Here is a 23,777-nt window from a genome sequence, read left to right as displayed (position 1 = left end):
ATGCAACTGAACGATCTGCGTTCCGCGCCGGGTGCCCGTCGCGAAAAGCACCGTCCGGGCCGTGGCATCGGTAGCGGTCTGGGCAAGACCGGTGGCCGTGGTCACAAAGGTCAAACCTCCCGCTCCGGTGGCTCCATCGCTCCGGGCTTCGAGGGTGGTCAGCAACCGCTGCACCGTCGTCTGCCGAAGTTCGGCTTCAACTCGCTGAAAGCCATGGATCGCGCAGAAGTGCGCACTTCCGAACTGGCCAAGGTCGAGGGTGATGTCGTTACCGTGCAGTCCCTGAAGGATGCCAACGTGATTAACCAGAACGTACAGCGTGTGAAAGTCATGCTGTCGGGCGACGTTACTCGCGCGGTCACCCTGAAAGGCATCGGCGCCACCAAGGGCGCTCGTGCGGCTATCGAAGCAGCTGGCGGCAAAATCGAGGACTAAATGGCTAAGCAAGGTGCTCTCTCTGCGCTGAGCAACGGTGGTGGTTTGTCCGAGCTCTGGGCACGTCTGCGTTTCCTGTTCCTGGCGATCATCGTCTACCGGATCGGCGCGCACATCCCAGTCCCGGGCATCAACCCCGATCGCTTGGCGGCACTGTTCCGGCAGAACGAGGGGACCATTCTTAGCCTCTTCAACATGTTTTCCGGCGGCGCGCTGGAGCGCATGAGTATTTTTGCACTGGGGATCATGCCGTACATCTCGGCATCGATCATCATGCAGCTCATGACCGCTATCAGCCCGCAGCTGGAGCAGTTGAAGAAAGAGGGTGAGTCTGGGCGTCGCAAGATCAGCCAGTACACCCGCTACGCAACTCTCGCTCTGGCACTCGTCCAGGCCATTGGCATGTCCATTGGTCTGGGTAGCCAGGGTGTGGCCTTCTCCAACGACTTCGGCTTCTACTTCGTGTCGGTCACCACCTTCGTGGCGGGTGCACTGTTCATGATGTGGCTGGGTGAGCAGATCACCGAGCGGGGTGTCGGCAACGGCATCTCCATGTTGATCTTCTCCGGTATCGTCGCAGGCCTGCCCCGAGCAATCGGTCAGTCCTTCGAGTCCGCGCGTCAAGGTGACATCAACATCTTCGCCCTGATCGCCATCGGCCTGCTGGCCGTGGCCATCATTGCGTTCGTGGTGTTCATCGAGCGTGGTCAGCGCCGTATCGCCGTGCATTACGCCAAGCGCCAGCAAGGTCGCAAGGTGTTTGCCGCCCAGACCAGCCATTTGCCGCTGAAAGTGAACATGGCGGGTGTAATCCCCGCGATCTTCGCCAGCAGCATTCTGCTGTTCCCGGCATCCCTGGGTGCCTGGTTCGGTCAGTCGGAAGGCCTGGGTTGGCTGCAGGACGTCGCGCAAGCGATCGCTCCTGGTCAGCCGCTGAACATTCTGCTGTTTAGTGCAGGGATCGTCTTCTTCTGCTTCTTCTATACAGCGCTGATGTTCAACCCGAAGGACGTGGCGGAAAACCTCAAGAAGTCCGGTGCATTTATTCCGGGTATTCGTCCGGGCGAACAGTCGGCGCGCTACATTGATGGCGTACTGACCCGTTTGACCATGTTCGGTGCCCTGTACATGACGGCTGTGTGCCTGCTGCCCCAGTTCCTGGTCGTAGCTGCCCACGTTCCGTTCTACCTTGGCGGGACCTCGTTGCTGATCGTGGTCGTGGTTGTGATGGACTTTATGGCCCAAGTACAATCGCACCTCGTTTCTCACCAGTACGAATCCCTCATGAAGAAAGCCAACCTGAAGGGCTATGGCAGCGGTCTGCTGCGCTGACCCGTAAGGTTCGAGGAGTCACTGATGAAAGTTCGTGCATCGGTTAAGAAGCTGTGCCGCAACTGCAAGATCGTCCGTCGCGAAGGCGTCGTTCGTGTGATCTGCAGCGCGGAGCCGCGTCACAAGCAGCGCCAAGGCTGAGTGTGATTCACGCGTGATAGCCCGGCAGCTAGTGTGCTGCCGGGTTGATTATTTGTTTTTACAGCGCTAATATCCGCGCCCTTTCTTGGCTCCCTGGGCGCCGGGTAGCTGTCAATTGGAGTTTTTCTGAATGGCCCGTATTGCAGGCGTAAACATTCCGGATAACAAGCACACTGTTATCTCGCTGACCTACATCTATGGTGTTGGTCGCACTACCGCACAGAGCATCTGTGCAGCCACCGGCATCAGCCCGGCTGTAAAGATCAAAGAGCTGAGCGAAGAGCAGATCGATTCGCTGCGTACCGAAGTGGCCAAACTGACCACCGAAGGTGACCTGCGTCGCGAAATCAACATGAATATCAAGCGTCTGATGGACCTCGGTTGCTACCGCGGTCTGCGTCATCGTCGCGGTCTGCCGGTTCGCGGTCAGCGTACCAAGACCAACGCGCGCACCCGTAAGGGCCCGCGTAAGCCGATCCGCAAGTAATCGCTTAGGAATATAGTCATGGCAAAACCTGCTGCTCGTCCTCGCAAGAAAGTCAAAAAGACGGTGGTTGACGGGATCGCGCATATCCACGCGTCCTTCAACAACACCATCGTTACCATCACTGATCGTCAGGGCAACGCCCTGTCCTGGGCCACTTCCGGTGGTTCGGGTTTCCGTGGCTCGCGTAAGAGCACCCCGTTCGCTGCCCAGGTAGCGGCCGAGCGTGCCGGCCAGGCTGCTCTGGAATACGGTCTGAAAAACCTTGACGTCAACGTCAAGGGCCCGGGCCCGGGTCGCGAGTCGGCTGTTCGTGCGCTGAATGCCTGCGGTTACAAGATCGCCAGCATCACCGACGTAACCCCGATTCCGCATAACGGCTGCCGTCCGCCGAAAAAGCGTCGCGTGTAATAGGAGACAGTGAGAAATGGCTCGTTACATTGGTCCCAAGTGCAAACTGTCCCGCCGCGAAGGCACTGATCTCTTCCTGAAGAGCGGCGTTCGTGCCCTCGACTCGAAGTGCAAGGCAGAACAAGTTCCCGGCCAGCATGGCCAGCGTCGTGGTCGTCTGTCCGACTACGGTCTGCAGCTGCGCGAGAAACAAAAAGTTCGCCGCATCTACGGCGTTCTGGAACGTCAATTCCGTGGCTACTATCAGGAAGCGTCCCGCCGCAAGGGCTCCACAGGTGAAAACCTGCTGCAGCTGCTTGAGTGCCGTCTGGACAACGTCGTCTACCGTATGGGCTTCGGTTCCACTCGTTCCGAATCCCGTCAGCTGGTGTCCCACAAGACCATCAGCGTCAACGGTCAGACCGTAAACGTACCGTCCTACCAGGTCAAAGCCGGTGATGTGGTTGCTGTTCGCGAGAAATCGAAGAACCAGCTGCGTATCGCCCAAGCTCTGGACCTGTGCGCCCAGCGCGGTCGCGTTGAGTGGGTCGACGTGGACACCGACAAGAAAGCTGGCACCTTCAAAAGTGTCCCGGCTCGTGCCGATCTGTCCGCCGACATCAACGAAAACCTGATTGTCGAGCTCTACTCCAAGTAAGGGCTAGAAAATAGGTGCATCCATGCAGAGTTCGGTAAATGAGTTCCTGACCCCCCGCCACATCGATGTGCAGGTGGTCAGCCAAACCCGCGCCAAGATCACTCTCGAGCCTCTCGAGCGTGGTTTCGGCCATACCCTGGGCAACGCGCTGCGTCGCATCCTGTTGTCCTCCATGCCTGGCTGTGCGGTAGTCGAGGCCGAGATTGACGGTGTACTCCACGAGTACTCCGCCATCGAAGGTGTGCAGGAAGATGTCATCGAGATCCTGCTCAACCTGAAAGGCCTGGCCATCAAGCTGCACGGCCGTGACGAAGTGACGCTGACCCTGGCGAAAAAGGGCTCGGGTGTGGTGACCGCTGCCGATATTCAGCTGGATCATGATGTCGAGATCGTCAACGGTGACCATGTTATCGCCCACCTGGCCGATAACGGCGCGCTGAACATGAAGCTGAAAGTCGCTCGTGGCCGTGGCTACGAGCCGGCTGATGCCCGCTCGAGCGATGAAGACGAAAGCCGTAGCATCGGCCGTCTTCAGCTCGATGCCTCGTTCAGCCCCGTACGTCGTGTTGCCTACGTGGTCGAGAACGCCCGTGTCGAACAGCGTACCAACCTGGACAAGCTGGTCCTTGATCTGGAAACCAACGGCACCCTGGATCCTGAAGAGGCTATCCGTCGCGCCGCTACCATCCTGCAACAGCAGCTGGCAGCGTTCGTGGACCTCAAAGGCGACAGCGAGCCCGTCGTTGAAGAGCAGGAAGACGAGATCGATCCGATCCTGCTGCGTCCGGTCGATGACCTTGAGCTGACCGTCCGTTCGGCCAACTGCCTGAAGGCAGAGAACATCTACTACATCGGTGACCTGATTCAGCGCACCGAAGTAGAGCTGCTCAAAACGCCGAACCTGGGTAAGAAGTCCCTGACCGAAATCAAGGATGTTCTGGCCTCTCGCGGTCTGTCCCTCGGTATGCGCCTCGACAACTGGCCGCCGGCAAGTCTCAAGAAAGACGACAAGGCTACTGCCTGATCGTCGTAGCTACCGAACGTAAAGTTTGGAAAGGAATTGAACCATGCGCCATCGTAAAAGTGGTCGTCACCTGAGCCGCACCAGCGCGCACCGCAAGGCTATGTTCCAGAACATGGCTGTGTCGCTCTTCGAACACGAACTGATCAAAACCACCCTGCCCAAGGCCAAGGAACTGCGTCGCGTTGCCGAGCCGCTGATCACCCTGGCTAAAGTGGATAGCGTTGCCAACCGCCGTCTCGCTTTCGACCGTACCCGTTCGAAAGAAGCCGTAGGCAAGCTGTTCAACGAACTGGGCAAGCGCTACGCCAACCGTCCGGGCGGCTACCTGCGCATCCTGAAGTGCGGCTTCCGCGCCGGCGACAATGCCCCCATGGCATACGTCGAACTGATTGACCGCGCTGTTGGCGGCCAAGCAGTAGAAGCTGCAGAGTAAGGCTCACGCCTTATAAGAAACCGGGCCCTGTGCCCGGTTTTTTATTGCCTGTAGAAAAGTTTCTCTCTATCGATCAGCTCGAATCAATAAATTGGCTGATCCATCGCCTTGTCACCGATCCTTAACGACGCCGACTTCTACTGCTTGCTGAGCTGGATCAACAGCCGCATTGCCGATGGAGGCGCTTAATTGTCCGATTGGGATGTTGGGTTGCACTCACCGCTCGGTGAAGTGTCGGACTTCCAGCACCCCGCCGTTGAGGAGAGTAACGATGAGTGACAACACCCGCCTGACGACCGCTGCTGGAGCGCCGGTCGCCGATAACCAGAACGTCCAGACCGCCGGCCCGCGTGGTCCGATGCTGCTGCAGGACGTCTGGTTCCTGGAGAAACTGGCACATTTCGACCGCGAGGTGATCCCGGAGCGCCGCATGCACGCCAAGGGTTCTGCTGCGTACGGCACCTTCACGGTTACCCATGACATCACCCGCTACAGCCGTGCCAAGCTGTTCTCCGAAGTCGGTAAGCAGACTCCGCTGTTCCTGCGTTTCTCCACCGTTGCTGGCGAGCGCGGTGCGGCTGACGCCGAGCGTGATATCCGCGGGTTCGCGATGAAGTTCTACACCGAGGAAGGCAACTGGGATCTGGTCGGCAACAACACCCCGGTCTTCTATTTCCGCGACCCACTGAAGTTCCCTGACCTGAACCACGTGGTAAAGCGCGATCCGCGCACCAACCTGCGCAACGCCACGCTGAAGTGGGACTTTTTCTCGCACCTGCCTGAAGCGTTGCACCAGCTGACCATCGACTTCAGCGACCGCGGCCTGCCGCGCAGCTACCGCCACGTTCACGGCTTCGGCAGCCATACCTTCAGCTTCATCAATGCCCGCAACGAGCGTTTCTGGGTCAAATTCCACTTCAAGACTCAGCAGGGCATCGAGAATCTGAGCAACGAGGAGGCCGCCAAGCTCGTCGGGGCCGATCGCGAAAGCTCGCAGCGCGACTTGTACGACGCCATCGAACGCGGCGACTTCCCGCGCTGGAAGATGTACGTGCAGGTGATGCCTGAGAAGGAGGCGGCGAGCTACCGCTACAACCCGTTCGACCTGACCAAGGTCTGGCCGCATGGCGACTACCCGCTGATCGAGGTGGGTTACTTCGAGCTCAATCGCAACCCGGCGAACTACTTTGCCGAGGTTGAGCAGTCGGCTTTCAGCCCGGCGAACATTGTTCCCGGTATCGGCTTCTCGCCAGACAAGATGCTTCAGGGCCGTCTGTTCTCCTACGGCGATGCGCACCGCTATCGCCTGGGCGTGAACCATCACCAGATTCCGGTGAACGCTGCGCGCAACAACCCCCGGATCTACCACCGCGACGGCGCCATGCGGGTGGACGGCAACAATGGCGACATGACTGTTACCTACGAGCCGAACAGCTTCAGCCAGTGGCAGGAGCAGCCGGATTACTCCGAGCCGCCACTGACCCTGGAAGGCAGCGCGGACCACTGGAACCACCGTGTCGACGATGACTACTACAGCCAGCCGGCTGCGCTGTTCCGCCTGTTCGACGAGGCACAGCGGCAGCGCCTGTACGAGAACATCGCCGGAGATATGGCGGACGTGCCGGAGGCTATCCAGCGTCGGCAGTTGGCGCTGTTCTGCAAGATCGATCCGGCGTACGGCGCAGGCGTTGCCAAGGCGCTGGGTCTGAAGCTGGACTAACCTGAAGCGACAAAGCGAGCCGCCCCATGAGGGCGGCTTTCTTTTGCGTGCGATCCGCGCTTGACCCCGGTCATGGCCAGTCGCGACCATAGCGCCGTTTAATTCGCTGTCACGTCCCAGGGAGAAGGCTGATGCAAGGCCATGCCGAGGTTATCGATTATCTCAACACGCTGCTGACCGGTGAGCTGGCCGCTCGCGACCAGTACTTCATCCACTCGCGCATGTACGAGGATTGGGGTTTCACCAAACTCTACGAGCGCCTTAACCACGAGATGGAAGAGGAAACCCAGCACGCCGACGCCTTGCTGCGCCGTATCCTGTTACTCGAAGGCACTCCGCGCATGCGCCCGGACGACATCCACCCGGGCAAGACCGTGCCGGAGATGCTGGAAGCCGATCTGAAGCTGGAGCGCCATGTCCGCGCTGCCTTGGCCAAGGGCATCGCCCTTTGCGAGAAGCACAAGGACTTCGTCTCCCGCGACATCCTTCGCGTGCAGCTGACCGATACCGAGGAAGACCACGCCTACTGGCTGGAGCAGCAGCTCGGGTTGATTGCCAAGATGGGGCTGGAGAATTACCTGCAGTCGCAGATCTGATCCGGGCCTGAAGAGCAAAAGAAGCCCTCGAAGCAAACGCCTCGGGGGCTTTGTTTTTGTAGGAGCGAGCTTGCTCGCGAACAGGGTCACCCGGTAACTCCAGCGTTGAGCGACTCGCGAGCAAGCTCGCTCCTACAGGTGCACAAGAAAAAGCCCCTGCGCCGATTGGCAGCAGGGGCTTTTTTCATGCCGGTGCGAATCAGGCTCGATCACGCTCCAGCAATGGTTTGAGGAAGTGCCCGGTGTGCGACACCGCCAGTTCCGCGACCTGTTCCGGCGTGCCGGTGGCGATGATCTGGCCGCCCTTGGAGCCGCCTTCTGGGCCGAGGTCGACCAGCCAGTCGGCGGTCTTGATCACGTCCAGGTTGTGCTCGATCACCACCACGGTATTACCGTGGTCGCGCAGGCGGTGCAGCACGTCGAGCAGTTGCTGGATATCCGCGAAGTGCAGGCCAGTGGTCGGCTCGTCGAGGATGTACAGGGTCTTGCCGGTATCGCGCTTGGACAGCTCGCGGGACAGCTTCACCCGCTGCGCCTCACCACCTGACAGGGTGGTCGCGCTCTGCCCCAGCTTGATGTACGACAGGCCGACATCCATCAGCGTCTGCAGCTTGCGGGCGATGGCTGGCACGGCGTCGAAGAACGCGCGAGCGTCCTCGATGGTCATGTCCAGCACCTCGGTGATGCTCTTGCCCTTGTAGCGGACCTCCAGGGTTTCGCGGTTGTAGCGCTTGCCCTTGCAGACGTCGCAGGGGACGTAGATGTCCGGCAGGAAGTGCATCTCCACCTTGATCACGCCGTCGCCCTGGCAGGCCTCGCAGCGGCCGCCCTTGACGTTGAACGAGAAGCGCCCCGGGCCGTAGCCGCGCGAGCGGGCTTCCGGCACACCGGCGAACAGCTCGCGGATCGGCGTGAACAATCCGGTGTAGGTCGCCGGGTTGGAGCGCGGGGTGCGGCCGATCGGGCTCTGGTCGATGTCCACCACCTTGTCCAGGTGCTGCAGGCCGTCGAACGAGTCGTAGGGCGCGACTTCCAGCGTGGTGGCGCCGTTGAGTGCGGTGGCGGTGATCGGGAACAGGGTGTTGTTGATCAGCGTCGACTTGCCCGAGCCTGAGACGCCGGTGATGCAGGTGAACAGGCCGACCGGGATTTCCAGGTTGACGTTCTGCAGGTTGTTGCCGCGAGCGCCCTTGAGTTTCAGCAATTGTTTCTTGTTGCGCGGGGTGCGCTCGGCGGGCACTACGATCTTGGTACGGCCGGAGAGGTAGGCGCCGGTAACCGAATCCGGATGGTCCATGACCTGCTGCGGTGTGCCCTCGGCGACGATCTGGCCGCCGTGCACGCCGGCACCGGGGCCGATGTCCACGACATAGTCGGCGAGACGGATGGCGTCCTCGTCGTGCTCGACCACGATCACCGTGTTGCCCAGGTTGCGCAGGTGGGTGAGGGTGCCCAGCAGGCGCTCGTTGTCGCGCTGGTGCAGGCCGATGGAGGGCTCGTCGAGGATGTACATGACGCCCACCAGGCCGGCGCCGATCTGGCTGGCCAGGCGGATGCGCTGGGCTTCGCCGCCGGACAGCGTGTCGGCGCTGCGGTCCAGGGTCAGGTAGTCGAGGCCGACGTTGACCAGGAATTGCAGGCGTTCGCGGATCTCCTTGAGGATCTTCGAGGCGATCTCGCCGCGACGGCCGGTCAGAGTCAGGCTCTCGGCGTATTCGCAGGCGGTGCCCACCGGCATCGAGGTGATCGCCGGCAACGTCTTGTCACCCACCCATACATGCCGCGCCTCGCGGCGCAGGCGGGTGCCGTGGCAGTCCGGGCACGGCTGGGTGCTGAGGAACTTGGCCAGTTCTTCGCGCACGGTGGCCGACTCGGTCTCGCGGTAGCGGCGTTCCAGGTTCGGCAGGATGCCCTCGAACGGGTGCGCGCGCTTGACGATGTCGCCGCGGTCGTTGAGGTAGCGGAATTCGACGTTCTCGCGGCCCGAGCCGTTGAGGATGAACTTCTGGTGATCCGGGTCGAGATCCTGGAACGGCTCCTCCAGGCTGAAACCGAAGTGCCCGGCCAGTGAGCCGAGCATCTGGAAGTAATAGACGTTGCGCCGGTCCCAGCCGCGGATCGCGCCTTCGGCCAGGGTCAGCTCGCCATTGACCACCCGGCGCGCGTCGAAGAATTGCTTCACACCCAGACCGTCGCAGGTCGGGCAGGCGCCGGCCGGGTTGTTGAAGGAGAACAGCTTGGGTTCCAGCTCGCTGATGGAGTGCCCGCAGATCGGGCAGGCGAAGCGGGCGGAGAAGATCATCTCCTCACCTTCCTCGTCGTCCATCGGAGCAACCAGGGCGATGCCGTCGGCCAGGTTGATCGCGGTTTCGAACGACTCCGCGAGGCGCTGCTGCAAGTCGCCACGGACCTTGAAGCGGTCGACCACGATATCGATCGAGTGCTTGAGCTTCTTGTCCAGCTTGGGCACTTCATCCAGCTCGTAGAGCTTGCCGTCGACACGAGCGCGGACGAAGCCCTGGGCGCGCATCTCCTCGAACACTGCCAGGTGCTCGCCCTTGCGCTCGCGGATCACCGGGGCCAGCAGCATCAGCTTGCGGCCTTCGGGCAGCGCCAGTACCTGGTCGACCATCTGGCTGACGGTCTGTGCCTCGAGCGGGATATCGTGATCCGGGCAGCGCGGGATACCGACGCGGGCGTAGAGCAGGCGCAGGTAGTCGTAGATTTCGGTGATGGTGCCTACGGTGGAGCGCGGGTTGTGGGAGGTGGATTTCTGCTCGATGGAGATCGCCGGCGACAGGCCTTCGATGGTGTCGACGTCGGGCTTTTCCATCATCGAGAGGAACTGCCGGGCGTAGGCCGACAGGGATTCCACGTAACGGCGCTGGCCCTCGGCATAGAGCGTGTCAAAGGCCAGGGAAGATTTGCCGGAACCGGACAGCCCGGTAATCACGATCAGCTTGTCGCGCGGCAGGGTCAGGTCGATGTTCTTCAGGTTGTGGGTACGTGCCCCACGGATGAGGATCTTGTCCACTACGGCCTCGCATGGCGGGCGAAAACTATCGATTATACGGGGCGTTTCCGGCACGCGGCAAAGTAGCGCGTGTGTGCCGTTGGACCGTTGGGCTGATAGAATGCGCGGCTATTTTTCGGCGTTGGCGACAACCGGCCCCGCAGGGCCCGGCAGGCGCGTCGCCACGGGGGCAATGTAGCGCATTCCCGTTTTTCGTCTTTCCATGAGGGGCCTATGCACGATTCCCACACTGAGCGCATGAGTGGCACCGAAACCCGCGCGGCCGCCGGCCTGTCCCTGGTCTTCGCTTTCCGCATGCTCGGCATGTTCATGGTCCTGCCGGTACTCGCCACCTACGGCCAGGACCTGGCGGGCGCCACCCCGGCGCTGATCGGCCTGGCCATCGGCGCCTACGGGCTGACCCAGGCGATCCTGCAGATCCCGCTGGGCACCTTGTCCGACCGTATCGGCCGCCGCCCGATCATCGTCGTCGGCCTGTTGGTGTTCGCCGCTGGCGCCGCGCTGGCGGCCAATGCCGACTCCATCTGGGGCATCATCGCCGGTCGCGTCCTGCAAGGCGCCGGGGCGATCTCCGCGGCGGTGATGGCGATGCTCTCCGACCTTACCCGCGAGCAGCACCGCACCAAGGCCATGGCCATGATCGGCATGAGCATCGGCGTGTCCTTCGCCGTGGCGATGGTCGCCGGCCCTGTGCTGACCCACTGGTTCGGCCTGCACGGGCTGTTCTGGTTCACCGCCGGCATGGCCCTGGTCGGCATGCTGATCATCCTGTTCTTCGTGCCGACGCCCGACCATCGCATGCAGCACCGCGAGTCCAGCGTGGCCAAGCAGTCGCTGCTGCCGACCCTGAAGAACGGCGAGTTGCTGCGCCTGGACGCCGGCATCCTGGTGCTGCACGCCATCCTCATGGCCAGCTTCGTCGCACTGCCGTTGGCGCTGGTGGAGCGCGCCGGTCTGCCCAAGGAAGAACACTGGTGGGTCTACCTGACGGCACTTCTGGTGGGTTTCTTCGGGATGGTCCCGTTCATCATCTACGCCGAGAAGAAGCGTCAGATGAAGCGCGTCCTGACCGGCGCCGTGGCGACCCTGATGCTCTGCGAACTGTTCTTCTGGGAGTTCGGCAACAGCCTCAAGGAACTGGTGTTCGGCATCATCGTCTACTTCACCGCGTTCAACCTGCTGGAGGCCTCGCTGCCTTCGCTGGTGAGCAAGGTGTCGCCGGCCGGCGGCAAGGGCACGGCGATGGGCGTGTACTCCACCAGCCAGTTCCTCGGCGCGGCAGTTGGCGGCATTCTTGGTGGCTGGATGTTCCAGCACGGCGGGCTCGACGGGGTGTTCATCGGCTGCGCGGTGCTGGCTGCCATCTGGCTGGCGATTGCTGTTACCATGCGTGAACCGCCTTATGTAACGAGTATTCGCCTGCCTCTTTCCGATGAGGCCCTGCGCGATGCTTCGTTGGCTGAGCGTTTCAAGGCATTGCCCGGTGTGAGCGATGTGATGGTGGTCGCTGAAGAAGCGGCCGCTTATGTCAAAGTGGATTCCCAACAAGTTGATCGCACGTCCCTCGAGCGCCTCGCTGGCGCCGAGCAGGCGACGTGCTGAAGCCTTTAGGAGAGCGTCATGGCCCGTGGGGTTAACAAAGTCATTCTGGTGGGTAACGTCGGTGGCGATCCGGAAACCCGTTACATGCCCAACGGCAACGCGGTGACCAACGTCACCCTGGCCACCAGCGAGAGCTGGAAGGACAAGCAGACCGGCCAGCAGCAGGAACGTACCGAGTGGCACCGCGTGGTGTTCTTCGGTCGCCTGGCGGAAATCGTCGCCGAGTACGTGCGCAAGGGTTCGCAGATCTACGTCGAAGGCAGCCTGCGTACCCGCAAGTGGCAGGGTCAGGACGGCCAGGACAAGTACACCACCGAAATCGTGGTCGACATCAACGGCAACATGCAGCTGCTCGGCGGCCGTCCGGGCGCCGGTGGTGACGATGCTCCGCGCGCTCCCCGCGAGCCGCAGCAGCGTCCGCAGCAGGCCCAGCGTCCTGCGCCGCAGCAGCAGTCCCAGCCTGCGCCGCAACCGGCTCCGGACTACGACAGCTTCGACGACGATATTCCGTTCTGACGGAACGATCGCCAGCCAGCTTCACCGAACCCCCTGCGACGCAAGTCCCAGGGGGTTTTTGTTGTGCCCAGCCGACCCATCGCGCCGCTGGAAATAGCGCTTCAGCTGAATCGCTGCTGCATGGCCTTGTCGATCGCGGCCAGATCGTGGACCTGCAGCGGGCTGCCGGCCTTCTGCAATTGCAGGTGCGGCCAGTCCTTGAATTTCGGCCAGTGCCCGCCGGCGTCGAGTTTGACGGACTCCGCCAGGTTGGCCATCACCTGGTAACCATTCTGTCCGCCGACGAGGCGCTTGGTGGACCATTCCGCCTTGCCGTCCAGCAGCCAGAAGCAATCCAGCGCTTCCCCCCATTGATGCCAGGAAAGCCCCGGAATGGCATTGGTGACGTGCTTGCCATCCTGTGGCCCGACCGACTCGATGCAGTGGGCGAGAAACGGGGCTTTCTGTTGCTTCAGCGATTTGATCTTCTCGCTGATCTCCTCGATCGACCGCGACTGCCTCCATAGTCGTCCTTGTTCCAGCGGGTCTCGCAGCCCGGTGCTCGGGCGCATGGTGACGCCCGCCTTGGCGCATGCGCCAAGCAGTACAGTCACCTTGTCACGGAATTCCGCTACGAGTTCATTCAGGTCGGCGGCCATGATTCGTCTCCAATGAAATAGAGGGCGCTCAGGAATCAGTTGGACACTTCAGTGAGGATGTCCTCGATCAACTGGTTGGTCTTTGGTGTTTCGACGGACTTCAGCTGTTCGACTTTCTCCGCCAATGCCTGCTTCTGCTCCGGGCTGGCTTGCGCAAGCGATCCCTTGATCACCAGCAGCAGGTTGTACTTGCCGTTGGCCGAAGACGACGGGAACTTGTTCAGGGCGGGCGTGATGGCGCGTGGGTCGCCGATCCGGTAGAGGAACTCGGAAGCGTATTTGCGCAGGGTTTCATCGTTGTGGGCAGTCGCGCCGACCAACTCTTCCAGTTCGACGTCGCTTATCCCGGCCTTGAATGTCTCGGCATCGGTTTTCTGCCGGGCCATCGAGTTGAGCGCTACCAGCGCGCCGAGTTGGGTGCGGTAGCTGACGTTGGGCTGACTGAAGCTATCGAGTAACGGCTCGATGGCCGGTACGCCGGATTCGCCCAGCCGGGTTCGTGCGTCACGCCTGACGAGACTGCTGTCGGAGTCGAGGTCGGCGATGAGGTCCTGAATCTTCGCGTCGTTCGCAGGCACTTCGTCGTCGGCCATGGCCTCGTTGATCATCCTGAAGGCGATCATCTGCCTGGTGGTTGCAGGCTGCCGGGCGAAATCCTCCGGTGTTTCACAGCCGATGATGCCGACGACCTGGTTGGTTTCCACATTGACCAGGCGATTGTTCTTCTTCGAATACTTCCAGTGGATGGTCTTCCCGGAAGCAAGATACGGAGTGATCTGCTCCGATTTGATGCAGCCGAAGTCGGCCTCCAGATCTTCCTCACCGGTGAACACTATCTTCAGGTCGACGGTCGGACTTCTGATTTCCCTGCCGAATATATAGAAGCTCCAGGAGTTGCGGTTGCTCAGCAGACTTCCAGGGTATTGATTGTCACCATACAGTTCGACGGTCTTGACTTGTTTCGGCTGAATGTCACCGCTGAGTTTGATGTGGACATAGCGGTCGGACATCTGGTTGATCAGGGTCACGAAGATAATGATTGCGATAGCGGCAACCCCTACCAGCACTCCCGCCTCGCCCAGCACCTTGACTTTGGCTCGGGCACCGAAGGCGCCCAGTATGATGCTCAGCCCTGTGCAGACAATGAAGGTTTCCAGCATCCAGCTGAACGGAGCGAACCTTGCCACCAGCCAGCCGAACAGGATCAGGATGAAGCCGATCACGATGGCGGTGCAGATAATCGGCGTGGCAAAGGCCGGCCAGCCGTCTTCGGTGGGGCTGGATTGTGGTGGCGGAGGGTTGGGCGTGGGGTCGCCGGGCGGGTCTGATACTCCGTTCATGATGAATCTCCCTGGCAAGCCTGATGACACTTCGAGTGTTTAAGGCAAGCTCAGGTTGGTTTGGCTTTCAAGCAAATAATCCAAGGGCTTAGTTGAAGTTGAAATACAGCCAATTCCAATGTTTCGCGACTATGTAAAGTGGCTGAAACAATACCTGTAAAGTGTTCGCGACGACGTGTTTTAAAGTTGATTGGACTCTCTCTTCGCGCGAGTGCAGTGGCGAAACTTGGTACGCTCGTTTCGGCGAAGTCTTGTAAAAGTCTTTCTCGAAATCGACTATTTAATTAGCTGGCTAACTGAATGATTCTGGAGCTGCCTTGATGTACGGCAACACCGGAGAAGAAAAGACATGAGCATTACAGTGACCGAGCGTGACGACGACCATAAATCCCGCGAGTTCCGCGCCCTTGGCGGGCGTTGCTGGGATGTGCACCAGGAAGGCCAGCTGGTCGGTATCTTCCACACCGAAGGTGAGGCGCAAGCCTATCGAGTATCCCTGGAACTGGAAGCGCGCTACCGCCACGCGGCGGAGTTCTAAAGGGTAAAAGACCGTGGCGCCGGCCGCGCCACGGGGCTAATGAGTGCGAGGTTTGCCTGTAGGAGCGAGCTTGCTCGCGAACCGGGTTGGCGCGGTGTGACGCGTTCGCGAGCAAGCTCGCTCCTACAAAAAGCGCAACCCGGCGAGTTGGGCGGCGAGCGGTCAGAACTGGTAGTTCACCGTCGCGGTGACATTGCGCTTTTCGCCGAAGTAGCAGAAGTCCAGGCTGTAGCAGGACGCCACGTAGTCCTTGTCCAGCAGGTTGTTGGCGTTGAGGCTGACGTCCAGACCTTTCAGGCCGATGCGGGACAGGTCGTAGCCGATACGCGCATCCACCAGGGTGTAGTCCGGTACGCGCAGGGTATTTTCCTTGTCCGCCCAGGTCTCGCCGACGTAGCGGGCGCCGCCGCCAAGAGTCAGGCCGTCCAGCGGGCCGGCGTTGAAGCCATAGTCTGCCCACAGCGAGGCCATGTGCTTGGGCGCCTGGTTCGGCGTGTGGCCCTGGTTGCCGTCCAGCGACCTGGTGTAGGTGATGTCGGTGTAGGTGTAGCTGCCGAGCACCTTGAGGTTGTCGGTGACCTGGGTGTGGGCTTCCAGTTCCAGGCCCTGGGAGCGCACTTCGCCCACGGAGGTGTAGAAGTTGTCCTGCGGCTCCTTCGAGGCGACGTTCTCCTGGGTGATGTGGAAGAGCGACGCGGTGTACAGGCTGCGGCTGCCTTCGGGCTGGAATTTCAGGCCGGCTTCCCACTGCTTGCCCTCGGTCGGCTCCAGCGGCGTACCGGACTGGTCGGAGTAGGCGTTGGGGTTGAACGACTCGGAGTAGCTGATGTACGGCGCGATGCCGTTGTCGAACAGGTACAGCGCACCGATGCGCCCGGTGAACTTCTTCCAGTCGTCGTCGGCCTTGCTGCCGCTGCTGCGGTTCTTGTCCTCGACCGTCACCCAGTCCTCGCGCATGCCCAGCGAGAAGCGCCAGTTGTCGATGTCGATGAGGTCCTGCAGGTAGACGCCGGTCTGCTCCAGGCGGCGGGTATGGTTGTCGTCGGGGTAGTAGCTGATGGCGTCGTTGCCGTAGTGCGGGTCGAAGGCATCCAGCGGTTGCGCCGAGCCCGAGCGCCAGTCCACGGTGGTGCGACGCTTCTGGTAGTCCAGGCCCATCAGCAGGGTGTGCCTGGCGGCGCCGGTGTTGAATTCGGCCTGGGCCATGTTATCGATGATGTACGCCTGCAGGTGTTCGCTCGCGCCGGAGAAGTAGCGGTTCAGGGTGTTCTCGCCAGGCGCGGTCCAGCCGTAGGCATAGACCTGGGAGAGGTCGACGTCGGAGTCCAGGTAGCGGAAGTTCTGCCGCGCGGTCCAGACGTCGTCGAAGCGGTGCTCCAGCTGGTAGCCGAACATGCGCTGCGTACGGTCGAAGTCGTCCTTGCTCGGTTCGCCATCGAAGAGTTCGCGGGAGATCTTCTGGCCGTTGTGGTGGAACAGCGCGCCATCCGCCGGCACGCCCCCGTGGTAGCCGCCGTTCGGATCGTGCTGCAGGTAGCCCTGCAGGGTCAGCGTGGTGTCGTCGCTGAAGTCGATGGCCAGGGTCGGGGCGATGGCGTAGCGCTCTTCCTTGACGTGGTCGAACTGCGTGTCCGAACCCTTGCCCAGGCCGACCAGGCGGTAGGCGATGCGCTTTTCCTCATCCAGCGGGCCGCTGAAGTCGAAGCCCATCTCCTTCTGGCCCATGTTGCCCACGGTGCCGGTAATCTGGTGGTAGTCCTCGTACAGCGGCTTCTTGCTGGTCAGCGCCACCAGGCCGCCGGGCAGGCTGCGGCCGTAGAGCACCGAAGACGGGCCCTTGAGCACGTCGATGCGTTCGAGGAAGTACGGATCGATCTGCATCGAACTGAAGGTGCCGCTGTCGCCCATGGCCTTCAGACCGTCGAGGTAGATGTTGTCCACGCTGTTGTCGGCGAAGCCGCGCATGACGATGTAGTCGTAGCGGTTCGAGGCGCCGACCTGGCCGGTGAAGATGCCCGGGGTGTAGCGGATCGCCTGCTGCACGGTCTTCGACGCGGTGTCGTCGATCTGCTCGCGGGTGATCACCGAGACGCTCTGGCTGGTTTCCAGCAGGGACTTGGAGGTCTTGGTGGCGATCTGGCTGTGGGTCGCCAGGTAGCCGTCTGCCTCGCCCAGCGCGTTGCCCAGGGCGAACACGTCGCTGGAGGGCATGGCCAGCACATCGGTGGGGGCAGCCGGGCGCAGTACGAAGTTGCCGTTGCCCTGGTCCACGGCTTCCAGCGGGGTGTCCGCCAGGAGGCGTCCGAGGCCCTGATCCACCGAGTAGGTGCCGTTCAGCCCGGACGAGTTCAGGCCACGGGTTTGCTCGGGAGTAGCCGACAGGGTAATTCCCGCCTCACGGGCAAAACTGTTCAGTACCTCGCCCAGGGGCCCGGCCGGAATCGCGTAGGCGCGGCTACTGGTGACAGTCGCGGCATCGGCGGCGATGGCGCTCAGCGGCAGGCTGGCTCCCAGGCTGGCGCAGAGCAGCGCGCCGCGCACGGCATGGGCCAGCCGGCTGGCGCGGGGCAGGGCGGGGGAGGGCATCGGGACGTGAACGGCTCGCATGTTTGGGGATTCCGGGGACAAGGGAAATGATCGGGGTATTCCTCCTTGCCGGCCGAGGCGGTGAAACCCGACAAAAATAGTTCTCGATTGCGAAGAAATATTATTTGAGGGCCGTGTGTAGGAGCGGAATTCTCAGCCGCGGGCATTCACCGTCACCCACCAGTCCGTCCGCTTCTCCACCCGCACTGGCAGGGTCTGCGGCAGCAGGGCGAGCAGTTGGTTGGTGTCATCCAGACGGAACACGCCGGACAGGCGCAGGTCGGCCACGCTGGCATCGCAGTGCAGGTGCCCGTGTCGATAGCGAGCGATTTCGGCGAGGAAGTCGGCCAGGCGCATGTCACGGGTGACGATCAGGCCGTCGGCCCAGGCGGCGCTGTCCATGTTGCTGCGTTCGGCCAGAAGGGCGCTGTCGCCGTTGATCTCGAAAGTCTGTCCGGACTCGGCGATGGCAGTGGTCCGGCCGCGCACGCGCGGAGCGATGGCCACCGAGCCTTCCTCGACGCTCAGGCGTGTGCTGCGCTCGTCCTGGCGCAGGACAAACCGCGTACCCAGCGCCTCGAACAGACCATCCCGGTTGCTCACCCGCAGTGGGCGTGAAGTGTCCTTCGCCGTGCTCAGGAGGATTTCGCCGCGTTCCAGGGTCAGCAGACGCTGGCTCGAGTCGAAGCGCACATTCACCGCGCTGTCGGTGTTCAGTTGCAGCACGCTGCCATCGGCCAGGGTGAAGCGCTGGCGCTCGCCCACCGCTGTGCTGAAGTCCGCCATCCAGCGTTGCCAGGGTGCGACTTCGCGGGCCAGCCATAGCGCAGAGGCGCCGACGGCGAAGGTCGAGAGCAGCTTGAGCGCCTGGCGTCGCTGCAGACGCTGAGTGGAGTTTTCCAGGGTCTCCAGCACCACCCGTGCGCCCGGTACGGCCTGGTAGCCGGCCGCCAGCTCGCTGTTCAGCGCTTGCACCCGCAGCCAGGCGATTTCGTGCTCGGGGTTGGCCTGGCGCCAGTGCTCGCAGGCGCTGAGGAGCTCGGGATCGGCATTGCCGTTGAGCCGCAGGGTCCACTGGATGGCCTGCTTCACCACCCGTGGATCGGGCGTGGCGCTGGCGCCGCTCACTCGGCGTACCGCAGCTGGTAGCAGTGGAACAGCGCCTCGGCGATGTAGCGCTCCACGGAGCGAATCGAGACGCCCAGCTCCTCGGCGATCCGCGCGTGGGGCATGCCTTCGCACTGGGCCAGCAGGAAAGCGTTGCGCACCTTCGGCTTGAGGCCGTCGAGCAGGCGGGCGATGTTCTCCAGCAACTGCAGGATGCTGTGCTGCTCTTCTGCCGACGGCACCTGCGCCTCCGGAAGATGGGCAAGGGCGTCGAGGTAGGCGCGCTCCAGCTCCTGGCGACGCCAGTGGTCGATCACCAGGCCGCGGGCGACGGTGCGCAGGAACGCGCGCGGGGTGTGCAGCTCGACGCGCTCGGGTCTGAGCAATACGCGCAGGAAGGTGTCTTGGGCCAGGTCCGCGGCATCGGCGGCATTGCCCAGCCGGCCGCGAAGCCAGTTGTGCAGCCAGCCGTGATGGTCGCTGTAGAGCGACTGGACGTCGAAGGTCGAGGACATGGGCGCGCAAAGGTTGCAAATGATAATTTATCGCATTTTCAACAAGGCGATGGCCATTTGCAAGATGTGTCTGAAACCGGACCGTTCTTGCAGGAGCGAGCTTGCTCGCGAACTGCTTGGCACCGGAGCTGCCGGGAAATCCGTTCGCGAGCAAGCTCGCTCCTACAGATCTGCGCAGTTCGTAGGATGGGTGGAGCTTGCGATACCCATCGCCTGATTGGCAGGACAATTGATGGGTACCGCTTCGCCCCGCGCCATCCTGCGGCGGCTGTCGCAGACGATTGCGGCTCGAGGAACTGACCGTCAGCGATACCAGCGCGGGGTGTACACCCAGTCGCCACCGCCGGCACGGGGGAAGCGCCGGGTCAGCGACGAGCCGATGATCACCAGGGTGCGCATATCCACCATCTCCGGCGTCAGCTCGCCGAGGGTGACGACGCGCAGCGCCTCCGCCGGGCGGCCGATGTCGCGGCCGAGCACCACCAGGGTTTCCGGCGTGCGGTGGCGGCGGACGATTTCCAGCGCGCGCCCCAACTGCCACGGTCGCGCCCTGGAGATCGGGTTGTAGAAGGCCATGGCCAGGTCGGCGGCACCGGCATGGTCCAGGCGTTTCTCGATGGTTTCCCAAGGCTTGAGGTTGTCTGACAGGGAGATCAGGCAGAAGTCGTGCCCCAGCGGTGCACCGGCCTTGGCGGCAGCGGCCAGTGCGGCGGATACGCCCGGCAGCACCTCAAGCTCCACACCATGCCAGTGCGGGTCTTCGCTCTCGTGCAGGGCTTCCATTACCGCGGCGGCCATGGCGAATACCCCGGGGTCTCCGGAGGAAATCACCACGACGCGCCGCCCGCTGGCGGCCAGTTCGAAGGCGTGGCGGGCGCGCTGCATTTCCTCGCGATTATCCGTGCAGTGGCGCACCTGGTCGTCACGCAGGGGCTCGGCCATCTTCACGTAGGTCTCGTAGCCGAGCAGGTCCTGGGCTTCGTCCAGTGCGCGGCGTACGGCGGGGATCATGAAGTCGCTGGCGCCGGGGCCGAGGCCGATCACGCTGAGCCGCCCGCGTGGCTGGCCAATGCCTTCGGCTTCAGCGGGTGTAGCGGCGCGGTGGAGGTGGAAGGAGTCGCCATGCAGCACCTCCGGCGGCAGCGTTTCATCCGGAGCGATGAAGCGCAACGGTAAACCCATCTCGGCGGCGGCGCTGGCCAGCGCCGGGTCGGCCATGCGGCAGCGCGGCGCAATTACCGCTGCCAACGCACCTTCCGCCAGGCCCGTCTGGGCAAGGCCCTGGCGAATGCGCTCAGGTAGCTGGGAATCCACCAGCGTGACATGGGCGAGCACGACGCGCGGATGGATGCGCAGCTCGTTTTGCGCGATGCCTTCGGCGCGGGCGTCGATGCGCAGGGTGTGCGCGGCGTCTTCGGCCAGCGGCAGGTCCAGTACGTCCAGCCAGGGCGCATCGCCCTCGATGCGCAGGGTGTCGCCGCCCAGCAGGTCGGCGACGAAGCGCTTGCCCTGTTCGATATCAGCCAGGGCGTAACCTTCCGGCGGGTCGAGCAGGCAGGCGCCGAAACGCAGCTCGCCGCTGGTGGTGATCGCTGGCGCTACTTCCAGCGTGGCGGCGATCTCGCGGGCCATGCGGTTCACCCCGCCGAGCCCGCCGATCAGCGGCACCACGGCGCTGCCATCTTCGGCGACCGCCAGTACCGGTGGCTCCGCAACCTTTTCGGCGAGCAGCGGGGCGAGCGTGCGGATGACGATGCCGGCAGCGCACAGGGCGATGATCGGGGTGTCGTCGCGGTAAAGCTGGCGCAGGGTATCGCCGAAGTTCGCGTAGGACTCATCGGCACCTTCGACGCGGTCTTTCAGACCCATCACCCGCGCCTGTGGATAAACGCCCTGCAGGCGCCGGGCCGTGGCCAACGCGCCCTGGCCGAGAATGACGATAGCGGCGCGCATCAACCGTTCCACCGCTGGCCGGGGATGACGATCATCGAGAAGTAGGGCGAGGCCATCGGGTCAACGTCATCCAGCGCAACGATGCGCTGCTCGCGCATGGTCGCGCGCTCGACGTAGTGGGCGCCGCTGTCACGGCCCAGCTCGCGCAGTACACGGCGGACCTTGTCGAAGTTGCGGCCGAGCTTCATCACCACGGCCGCATCGGCGTCGGCCAGGCGGTGCTTGAGTTCGTCCTCCGGCAGCACGCCGGAAAGTACCGACAGGCTCTGGTTGCGGTACACCAGCGGCACGCCGAGCACCGCCGCGCTGCCGAGCATCGAGCAGACGCCGGGCACGACTTCGGTGTCATAGCGATCCGCAAGGCGGTCGTGCAGGTACATGTAGGAGCCGTAGAAGAACGGGTCGCCCTCGCAGATCACCGCCACGTCGCGGCCGGCATCCAGATGCTCGGCCACCTGAGCGGCTGCGGTGTCGTAGAAGTCGCTGATCACCCCTTCATAGGTCAGCGGCGGCTCCAGCTTTTCGGTGGTCACCGGGTAGACCAGCGGCAGGCGTTGCTGCTCATCGAGCAGGTGTTGCTCGATGATGGCGAAGGCGTTGCCGCCCTGGCCGGCGTGGTGCTTGGCCTTGGCCACGAAGTACGCGATCACCGGCGATGCACGCAGCAGGCGCAGGGCCTTGAGGGTCAGCAGTTCCGGATCACCCGGGCCGACGCCCAGGCCGATGAGGCGGCCGGTCATCACTCCACCTCCGTGGCCAGGGCGTTCACCGCTGCGGCCGCCATCGCGCTGCCGCCACGACGACCACGCACGATCACGTAGGGCACGCCACGGCTGTCGGCGGCGAGGGCGTCCTTGGACTCCATGGCACCGACGAATCCCACCGGGAAGCCGAGGATCAGCGCCGGTTTCGGTGCGCCGGCGTCGAGCATTTCCAGCAGGTAGAAGAGTGCGGTCGGCGCATTGCCGATCACCACCACGCTGCCTTCGAGGTGCTCACGCCAGTGCTCCAGCGCCACCGCCGAGCGGGTGTTGCCCAGCTCGCGGGCGAGTTCCGGGACGTCCGGATCGTTGAGGGTACAGATCACCTCGTTGTGTGCCGGCAGGCGGGCGCGGGTGATGCCCTCGGCGACCATCCGCGCGTCGCAGAGAATCGGCGCGCCAGCGGCCAGCGCCGCGCGGCCGATGGCTCCGGCGCCAGCGGAGAATCGCAGGTCCTGCACGACGTCGACCATGCCGCAGGCGTGGATCACCCGCACGGCGAGTTTTTCCAGGTCGGTGGGGATGCCAGTGAGATCGGCCTCGGCGCGGATGGTGGCGAAGGATTGGCGGTAGATCGCCTGGCCGTCGCGGATGTAATCAAGCATCGGTGGAAACTCCGGGTGCGGCGAGCAGGTCGCCCGCGGCATCGAGGGAAAGGTTGCGCGCCAGCGGCAGGCCGAATCCGGCTACGCCATCGGTGCGACGGAACAGGTCATAGCGGCCGTCGGCGACGGCCAGCAGGGTGTAGGGGGCAACGTGGGCGGCGGCGCAGGAGCGCGGGCAGCCGCACAGGTGTACGCCGGCCGGCGCCGTGTGACGCAGGCGTGCGGCCAGGCGCAGGGCATCGGCCTTGGTGTCGGCCAGCCCGCGTGCGCAACCCGTGGAGCCGCTGCACGCGACGATGCGCGAGAGCGGTTGAGCGGCGTCGATCACCAGGCCGAGGTTGGCCAGCGCACCGAGGACGACGGCGGCATCGGTTTGCGCTACGTCAGGGAGGATCAGACTTTGCCAGGGCGTCAGACGCAGCTGTCCGCCGCTGAAGCGCTCGGCGAGATCGGCCAGGCCGAACAGCATGGCGCTATCCAGGCGTCCGAGGATGAATCCCGCACCGACCATGGCGCGGTCCGGCTGGCGCTGCGGCTGAATCCCGAGATGGCCGAAAGCCTTCGGTACAGGACGTCGCCACTCATCCACGGCCGGCCCGAGGTGCAGCGGGAAGGGCAGGCGTTGCTGCAGGCGTTCCAGCAGCACTTCGTCGCGGAGCATCTCGCGCAGGTGGCGCATGCGCGTCTGGCCGTCGCCGGCGAGATCGAGGAACAGGTGCAGCAGGCTTTCCACCAGCAGTGGTACTTGCTCGACAGACACGGCGGCGAGGGCGGGGCGATCCGTCTCGCGCTGCGGCGGGCAACCGGCGAGGCCGAAGGCGAACAGCGGTGCCGCGTCGTCGGACATGGCCGACAGCCAGAGATCATTGGGGTGCTCCAGCATCGCCAGCGCTTCGCCGGCGTCCAGCTGAATGCCGAACTTGGGAGACAGACCGTGGAAGCGCGGGGTGCGCTCCAGCAGGTCGAGCAACTGCCAGGCCAGTGGCGCAGGGTCGACAATCGCCGAGGCATCCAGGCCCAGCGCCGGGCTGACCAGCAGGTTGCGCACATCGTCCGAGGCCAGTTCACGCGGGCCGAGGCCGGCGGCCAACAGTTCATGGCTCAGCGCGTTTTCGGCGCCAGACCGCACACCGCGAATCTGCAGGTTGGCGCGGTTGGTCGCTTCCAGTACGCCGTCGGCATGGCGCTCGGCGGCCTGGGCGATGGCGCGCGCGGCGCGGGCGTCGAGTTGCCCACAGGGCAGCTTGATACGGCAGATGCCGCCATCGCGGGAGGCCACGATGCGCAGCAGGCCGGGGCAGGCATGCGGGCGGACGGGCAGGGCTGAGGAGTCTTGCACTGAGGTCACCAGGGCTGGGTCGCGGTGACC

The 23,777-nt window shown here is 63.3% G+C and carries 23 protein-coding genes; 13 read left to right on the top strand and 10 right to left on the bottom strand.

Annotated elements, in window-relative coordinates; translation table 11 throughout:
• From rplO to bfr, 10 genes are all read left to right on the top strand, one after another.
• Complete coding sequence (gene rplO / locus N5C91_RS12580) at positions 1–435, top strand: 50S ribosomal protein L15 (RefSeq protein WP_045215310.1); 435 nt, start codon at positions 1–3, stop codon at positions 433–435.
• Positions 436–1,767: a preprotein translocase subunit SecY gene (gene secY, locus N5C91_RS12575; RefSeq protein ID WP_017521895.1), complete on the top strand. Its 1,332-nt coding sequence runs from the start codon at positions 436–438 to the stop codon at positions 1,765–1,767.
• A gap of 24 nt (positions 1,768–1,791) precedes the next feature.
• Entirely contained in the window at positions 1,792–1,908 is a 117-nt protein-coding gene (gene rpmJ / locus N5C91_RS12570) for a 50S ribosomal protein L36 (RefSeq protein WP_014854209.1), read from the top strand.
• A 130-nt stretch (positions 1,909–2,038) separates the two neighbouring features.
• On the top strand, positions 2,039–2,395 hold the full coding sequence (gene rpsM, locus N5C91_RS12565; RefSeq protein ID WP_024767079.1) for a 30S ribosomal protein S13: 357 nt from the start codon (positions 2,039–2,041) through the stop codon (positions 2,393–2,395).
• A gap of 18 nt (positions 2,396–2,413) precedes the next feature.
• A complete protein-coding gene (rpsK, locus tag N5C91_RS12560; protein ID WP_003093689.1) occupies positions 2,414–2,803 on the top strand; it encodes a 30S ribosomal protein S11 in 390 nt (129 codons plus the stop codon).
• 16 nt (positions 2,804–2,819) lie between these two features.
• The gene (gene rpsD / locus N5C91_RS12555) at positions 2,820–3,440 is read left to right on the top strand and encodes a 30S ribosomal protein S4 (protein ID WP_054906702.1); all 621 of its coding nucleotides are present in this window, start codon (positions 2,820–2,822) and stop codon (positions 3,438–3,440) included.
• Between the two features lie 22 nt (positions 3,441–3,462).
• Complete coding sequence (gene rpoA, locus N5C91_RS12550) at positions 3,463–4,464, top strand: DNA-directed RNA polymerase subunit alpha (RefSeq protein WP_009617182.1); 1,002 nt, start codon at positions 3,463–3,465, stop codon at positions 4,462–4,464.
• A 43-nt stretch (positions 4,465–4,507) separates the two neighbouring features.
• Positions 4,508–4,897, top strand: coding sequence for a 50S ribosomal protein L17 (rplQ, locus tag N5C91_RS12545; protein ID WP_015475338.1), 390 nt, complete (start codon positions 4,508–4,510; stop codon positions 4,895–4,897).
• 271 nt (positions 4,898–5,168) lie between these two features.
• Complete coding sequence (katA, locus tag N5C91_RS12540) at positions 5,169–6,617, top strand: catalase KatA (protein ID WP_236172370.1); 1,449 nt, start codon at positions 5,169–5,171, stop codon at positions 6,615–6,617.
• A 131-nt stretch (positions 6,618–6,748) separates the two neighbouring features.
• Positions 6,749–7,213, top strand: coding sequence for a bacterioferritin (bfr, locus tag N5C91_RS12535; RefSeq protein WP_236172371.1), 465 nt, complete (start codon positions 6,749–6,751; stop codon positions 7,211–7,213).
• 199 nt (positions 7,214–7,412) lie between these two features.
• Here bfr and uvrA read toward each other — a convergent pair whose 3' ends face one another.
• The gene (gene uvrA / locus N5C91_RS12530; RefSeq protein WP_081517084.1) at positions 7,413–10,247 is read right to left on the bottom strand and encodes an excinuclease ABC subunit UvrA; all 2,835 of its coding nucleotides are present in this window, start codon (positions 10,245–10,247) and stop codon (positions 7,413–7,415) included.
• A gap of 213 nt (positions 10,248–10,460) precedes the next feature.
• Here uvrA and N5C91_RS12525 point away from each other — a divergent pair, with 213 nt between their 5' ends.
• Positions 10,461–11,849, top strand: a complete 1,389-nt coding sequence (locus N5C91_RS12525; protein ID WP_081517085.1) for an MFS transporter — start codon at positions 10,461–10,463, stop codon at positions 11,847–11,849.
• An 18-nt stretch (positions 11,850–11,867) separates the two neighbouring features.
• Positions 11,868–12,365, top strand: a complete 498-nt coding sequence (gene ssb / locus N5C91_RS12520; RefSeq protein WP_017521888.1) for a single-stranded DNA-binding protein — start codon at positions 11,868–11,870, stop codon at positions 12,363–12,365.
• Positions 12,366–12,466: 101 nt separating this feature from the next.
• On the opposite strand, the gene N5C91_RS12515 is transcribed toward ssb, so the two are convergent.
• A complete protein-coding gene (locus tag N5C91_RS12515) occupies positions 12,467–13,003 on the bottom strand; it encodes a M15 family metallopeptidase (protein ID WP_236172372.1) in 537 nt (178 codons plus the stop codon).
• A gap of 35 nt (positions 13,004–13,038) precedes the next feature.
• Positions 13,039–14,343 (bottom strand): hypothetical protein, encoded by a 1,305-nt coding sequence (locus N5C91_RS12510; RefSeq protein ID WP_236172373.1) that lies wholly within the window; start codon positions 14,341–14,343, stop codon positions 13,039–13,041.
• Positions 14,344–14,692: 349 nt separating this feature from the next.
• Here N5C91_RS12510 and N5C91_RS12505 point away from each other — a divergent pair, with 349 nt between their 5' ends.
• Positions 14,693–14,881 carry a hypothetical protein gene (locus tag N5C91_RS12505; RefSeq protein ID WP_236172374.1) on the top strand — a complete coding sequence of 63 codons (189 nt, stop codon included), beginning with the start codon at positions 14,693–14,695 and terminating at the stop codon, positions 14,879–14,881.
• A gap of 162 nt (positions 14,882–15,043) precedes the next feature.
• Here N5C91_RS12505 and N5C91_RS12500 read toward each other — a convergent pair whose 3' ends face one another.
• The 7 genes from N5C91_RS12500 to cobG form a co-directional block, all read right to left on the bottom strand.
• Complete coding sequence (locus tag N5C91_RS12500) at positions 15,044–17,488, bottom strand: TonB-dependent siderophore receptor (protein ID WP_279829969.1); 2,445 nt, start codon at positions 17,486–17,488, stop codon at positions 15,044–15,046.
• 132 nt (positions 17,489–17,620) lie between these two features.
• On the bottom strand, positions 17,621–18,595 hold the full coding sequence (locus tag N5C91_RS12495; protein WP_279829967.1) for a FecR family protein: 975 nt from the start codon (positions 18,593–18,595) through the stop codon (positions 17,621–17,623).
• The gene (locus tag N5C91_RS12490) at positions 18,592–19,089 is read right to left on the bottom strand and encodes a sigma-70 family RNA polymerase sigma factor (protein ID WP_279829965.1); all 498 of its coding nucleotides are present in this window, start codon (positions 19,087–19,089) and stop codon (positions 18,592–18,594) included. Before N5C91_RS12490 ends, N5C91_RS12495 begins: the two co-directional genes overlap by 4 nt.
• Positions 19,090–19,392: 303 nt before the next feature.
• Entirely contained in the window at positions 19,393–21,042 is a 1,650-nt protein-coding gene (gene cobJ / locus N5C91_RS12485; RefSeq protein ID WP_279829963.1) for a precorrin-3B C(17)-methyltransferase, read from the bottom strand.
• Positions 21,042–21,782, bottom strand: a complete 741-nt coding sequence (locus N5C91_RS12480; protein WP_279829961.1) for a precorrin-2 C(20)-methyltransferase — start codon at positions 21,780–21,782, stop codon at positions 21,042–21,044. Before N5C91_RS12480 ends, cobJ begins: the two co-directional genes overlap by 1 nt.
• A complete protein-coding gene (locus tag N5C91_RS12475; RefSeq protein WP_279829959.1) occupies positions 21,782–22,408 on the bottom strand; it encodes a precorrin-8X methylmutase in 627 nt (208 codons plus the stop codon). The genes N5C91_RS12480 and N5C91_RS12475 overlap by 1 nt, the downstream gene beginning before the upstream one ends.
• Positions 22,401–23,747 (bottom strand): precorrin-3B synthase, encoded by a 1,347-nt coding sequence (gene cobG / locus N5C91_RS12470; protein ID WP_279829957.1) that lies wholly within the window; start codon positions 23,745–23,747, stop codon positions 22,401–22,403. The genes N5C91_RS12475 and cobG overlap by 8 nt, the downstream gene beginning before the upstream one ends.
• Positions 23,748–23,777: the final 30 nt, after the last annotated feature.

The sequence above is a fragment of the Pseudomonas sp. GD03903 genome (assembly GCF_029840045.1).
GTDB classification, from domain to species: domain Bacteria; phylum Pseudomonadota; class Gammaproteobacteria; order Pseudomonadales; family Pseudomonadaceae; genus Pseudomonas; species Pseudomonas pseudonitroreducens.
This window is presented reverse-complemented; position numbering and strand designations above follow the sequence as displayed.

Coding starts and splice junctions, on each gene's coding strand:
- rpsD (WP_054906702.1), top strand. CDS start 2,820: ATGGCTCGTTACATTGGTCCCAAGTGCAAACTGTCCCGCCGCGAAGGC.
- rplO (WP_045215310.1), top strand. CDS start 1: ATGCAACTGAACGATCTGCGTTCCGCGCCGGGTGCCCGTCGCGAAAAG.
- N5C91_RS12510 (WP_236172373.1), bottom strand. CDS start 14,343: ATGAACGGAGTATCAGACCCGCCCGGCGACCCCACGCCCAACCCTCCG.
- N5C91_RS12480 (WP_279829961.1), bottom strand. CDS start 21,782: ATGACCGGCCGCCTCATCGGCCTGGGCGTCGGCCCGGGTGATCCGGAA.
- rpsK (WP_003093689.1), top strand. CDS start 2,414: ATGGCAAAACCTGCTGCTCGTCCTCGCAAGAAAGTCAAAAAGACGGTG.
- rplQ (WP_015475338.1), top strand. CDS start 4,508: ATGCGCCATCGTAAAAGTGGTCGTCACCTGAGCCGCACCAGCGCGCAC.
- N5C91_RS12500 (WP_279829969.1), bottom strand. CDS start 17,488: ATGCGAGCCGTTCACGTCCCGATGCCCTCCCCCGCCCTGCCCCGCGCC.
- rpsM (WP_024767079.1), top strand. CDS start 2,039: ATGGCCCGTATTGCAGGCGTAAACATTCCGGATAACAAGCACACTGTT.
- rpmJ (WP_014854209.1), top strand. CDS start 1,792: ATGAAAGTTCGTGCATCGGTTAAGAAGCTGTGCCGCAACTGCAAGATC.
- N5C91_RS12525 (WP_081517085.1), top strand. CDS start 10,461: ATGCACGATTCCCACACTGAGCGCATGAGTGGCACCGAAACCCGCGCG.
- bfr (WP_236172371.1), top strand. CDS start 6,749: ATGCAAGGCCATGCCGAGGTTATCGATTATCTCAACACGCTGCTGACC.
- N5C91_RS12475 (WP_279829959.1), bottom strand. CDS start 22,408: ATGCTTGATTACATCCGCGACGGCCAGGCGATCTACCGCCAATCCTTC.
- N5C91_RS12515 (WP_236172372.1), bottom strand. CDS start 13,003: ATGGCCGCCGACCTGAATGAACTCGTAGCGGAATTCCGTGACAAGGTG.
- N5C91_RS12505 (WP_236172374.1), top strand. CDS start 14,693: ATGAGCATTACAGTGACCGAGCGTGACGACGACCATAAATCCCGCGAG.
- katA (WP_236172370.1), top strand. CDS start 5,169: ATGAGTGACAACACCCGCCTGACGACCGCTGCTGGAGCGCCGGTCGCC.
- ssb (WP_017521888.1), top strand. CDS start 11,868: ATGGCCCGTGGGGTTAACAAAGTCATTCTGGTGGGTAACGTCGGTGGC.
- cobJ (WP_279829963.1), bottom strand. CDS start 21,042: ATGCGCGCCGCTATCGTCATTCTCGGCCAGGGCGCGTTGGCCACGGCC.
- secY (WP_017521895.1), top strand. CDS start 436: ATGGCTAAGCAAGGTGCTCTCTCTGCGCTGAGCAACGGTGGTGGTTTG.
- rpoA (WP_009617182.1), top strand. CDS start 3,463: ATGCAGAGTTCGGTAAATGAGTTCCTGACCCCCCGCCACATCGATGTG.
- N5C91_RS12490 (WP_279829965.1), bottom strand. CDS start 19,089: ATGTCCTCGACCTTCGACGTCCAGTCGCTCTACAGCGACCATCACGGC.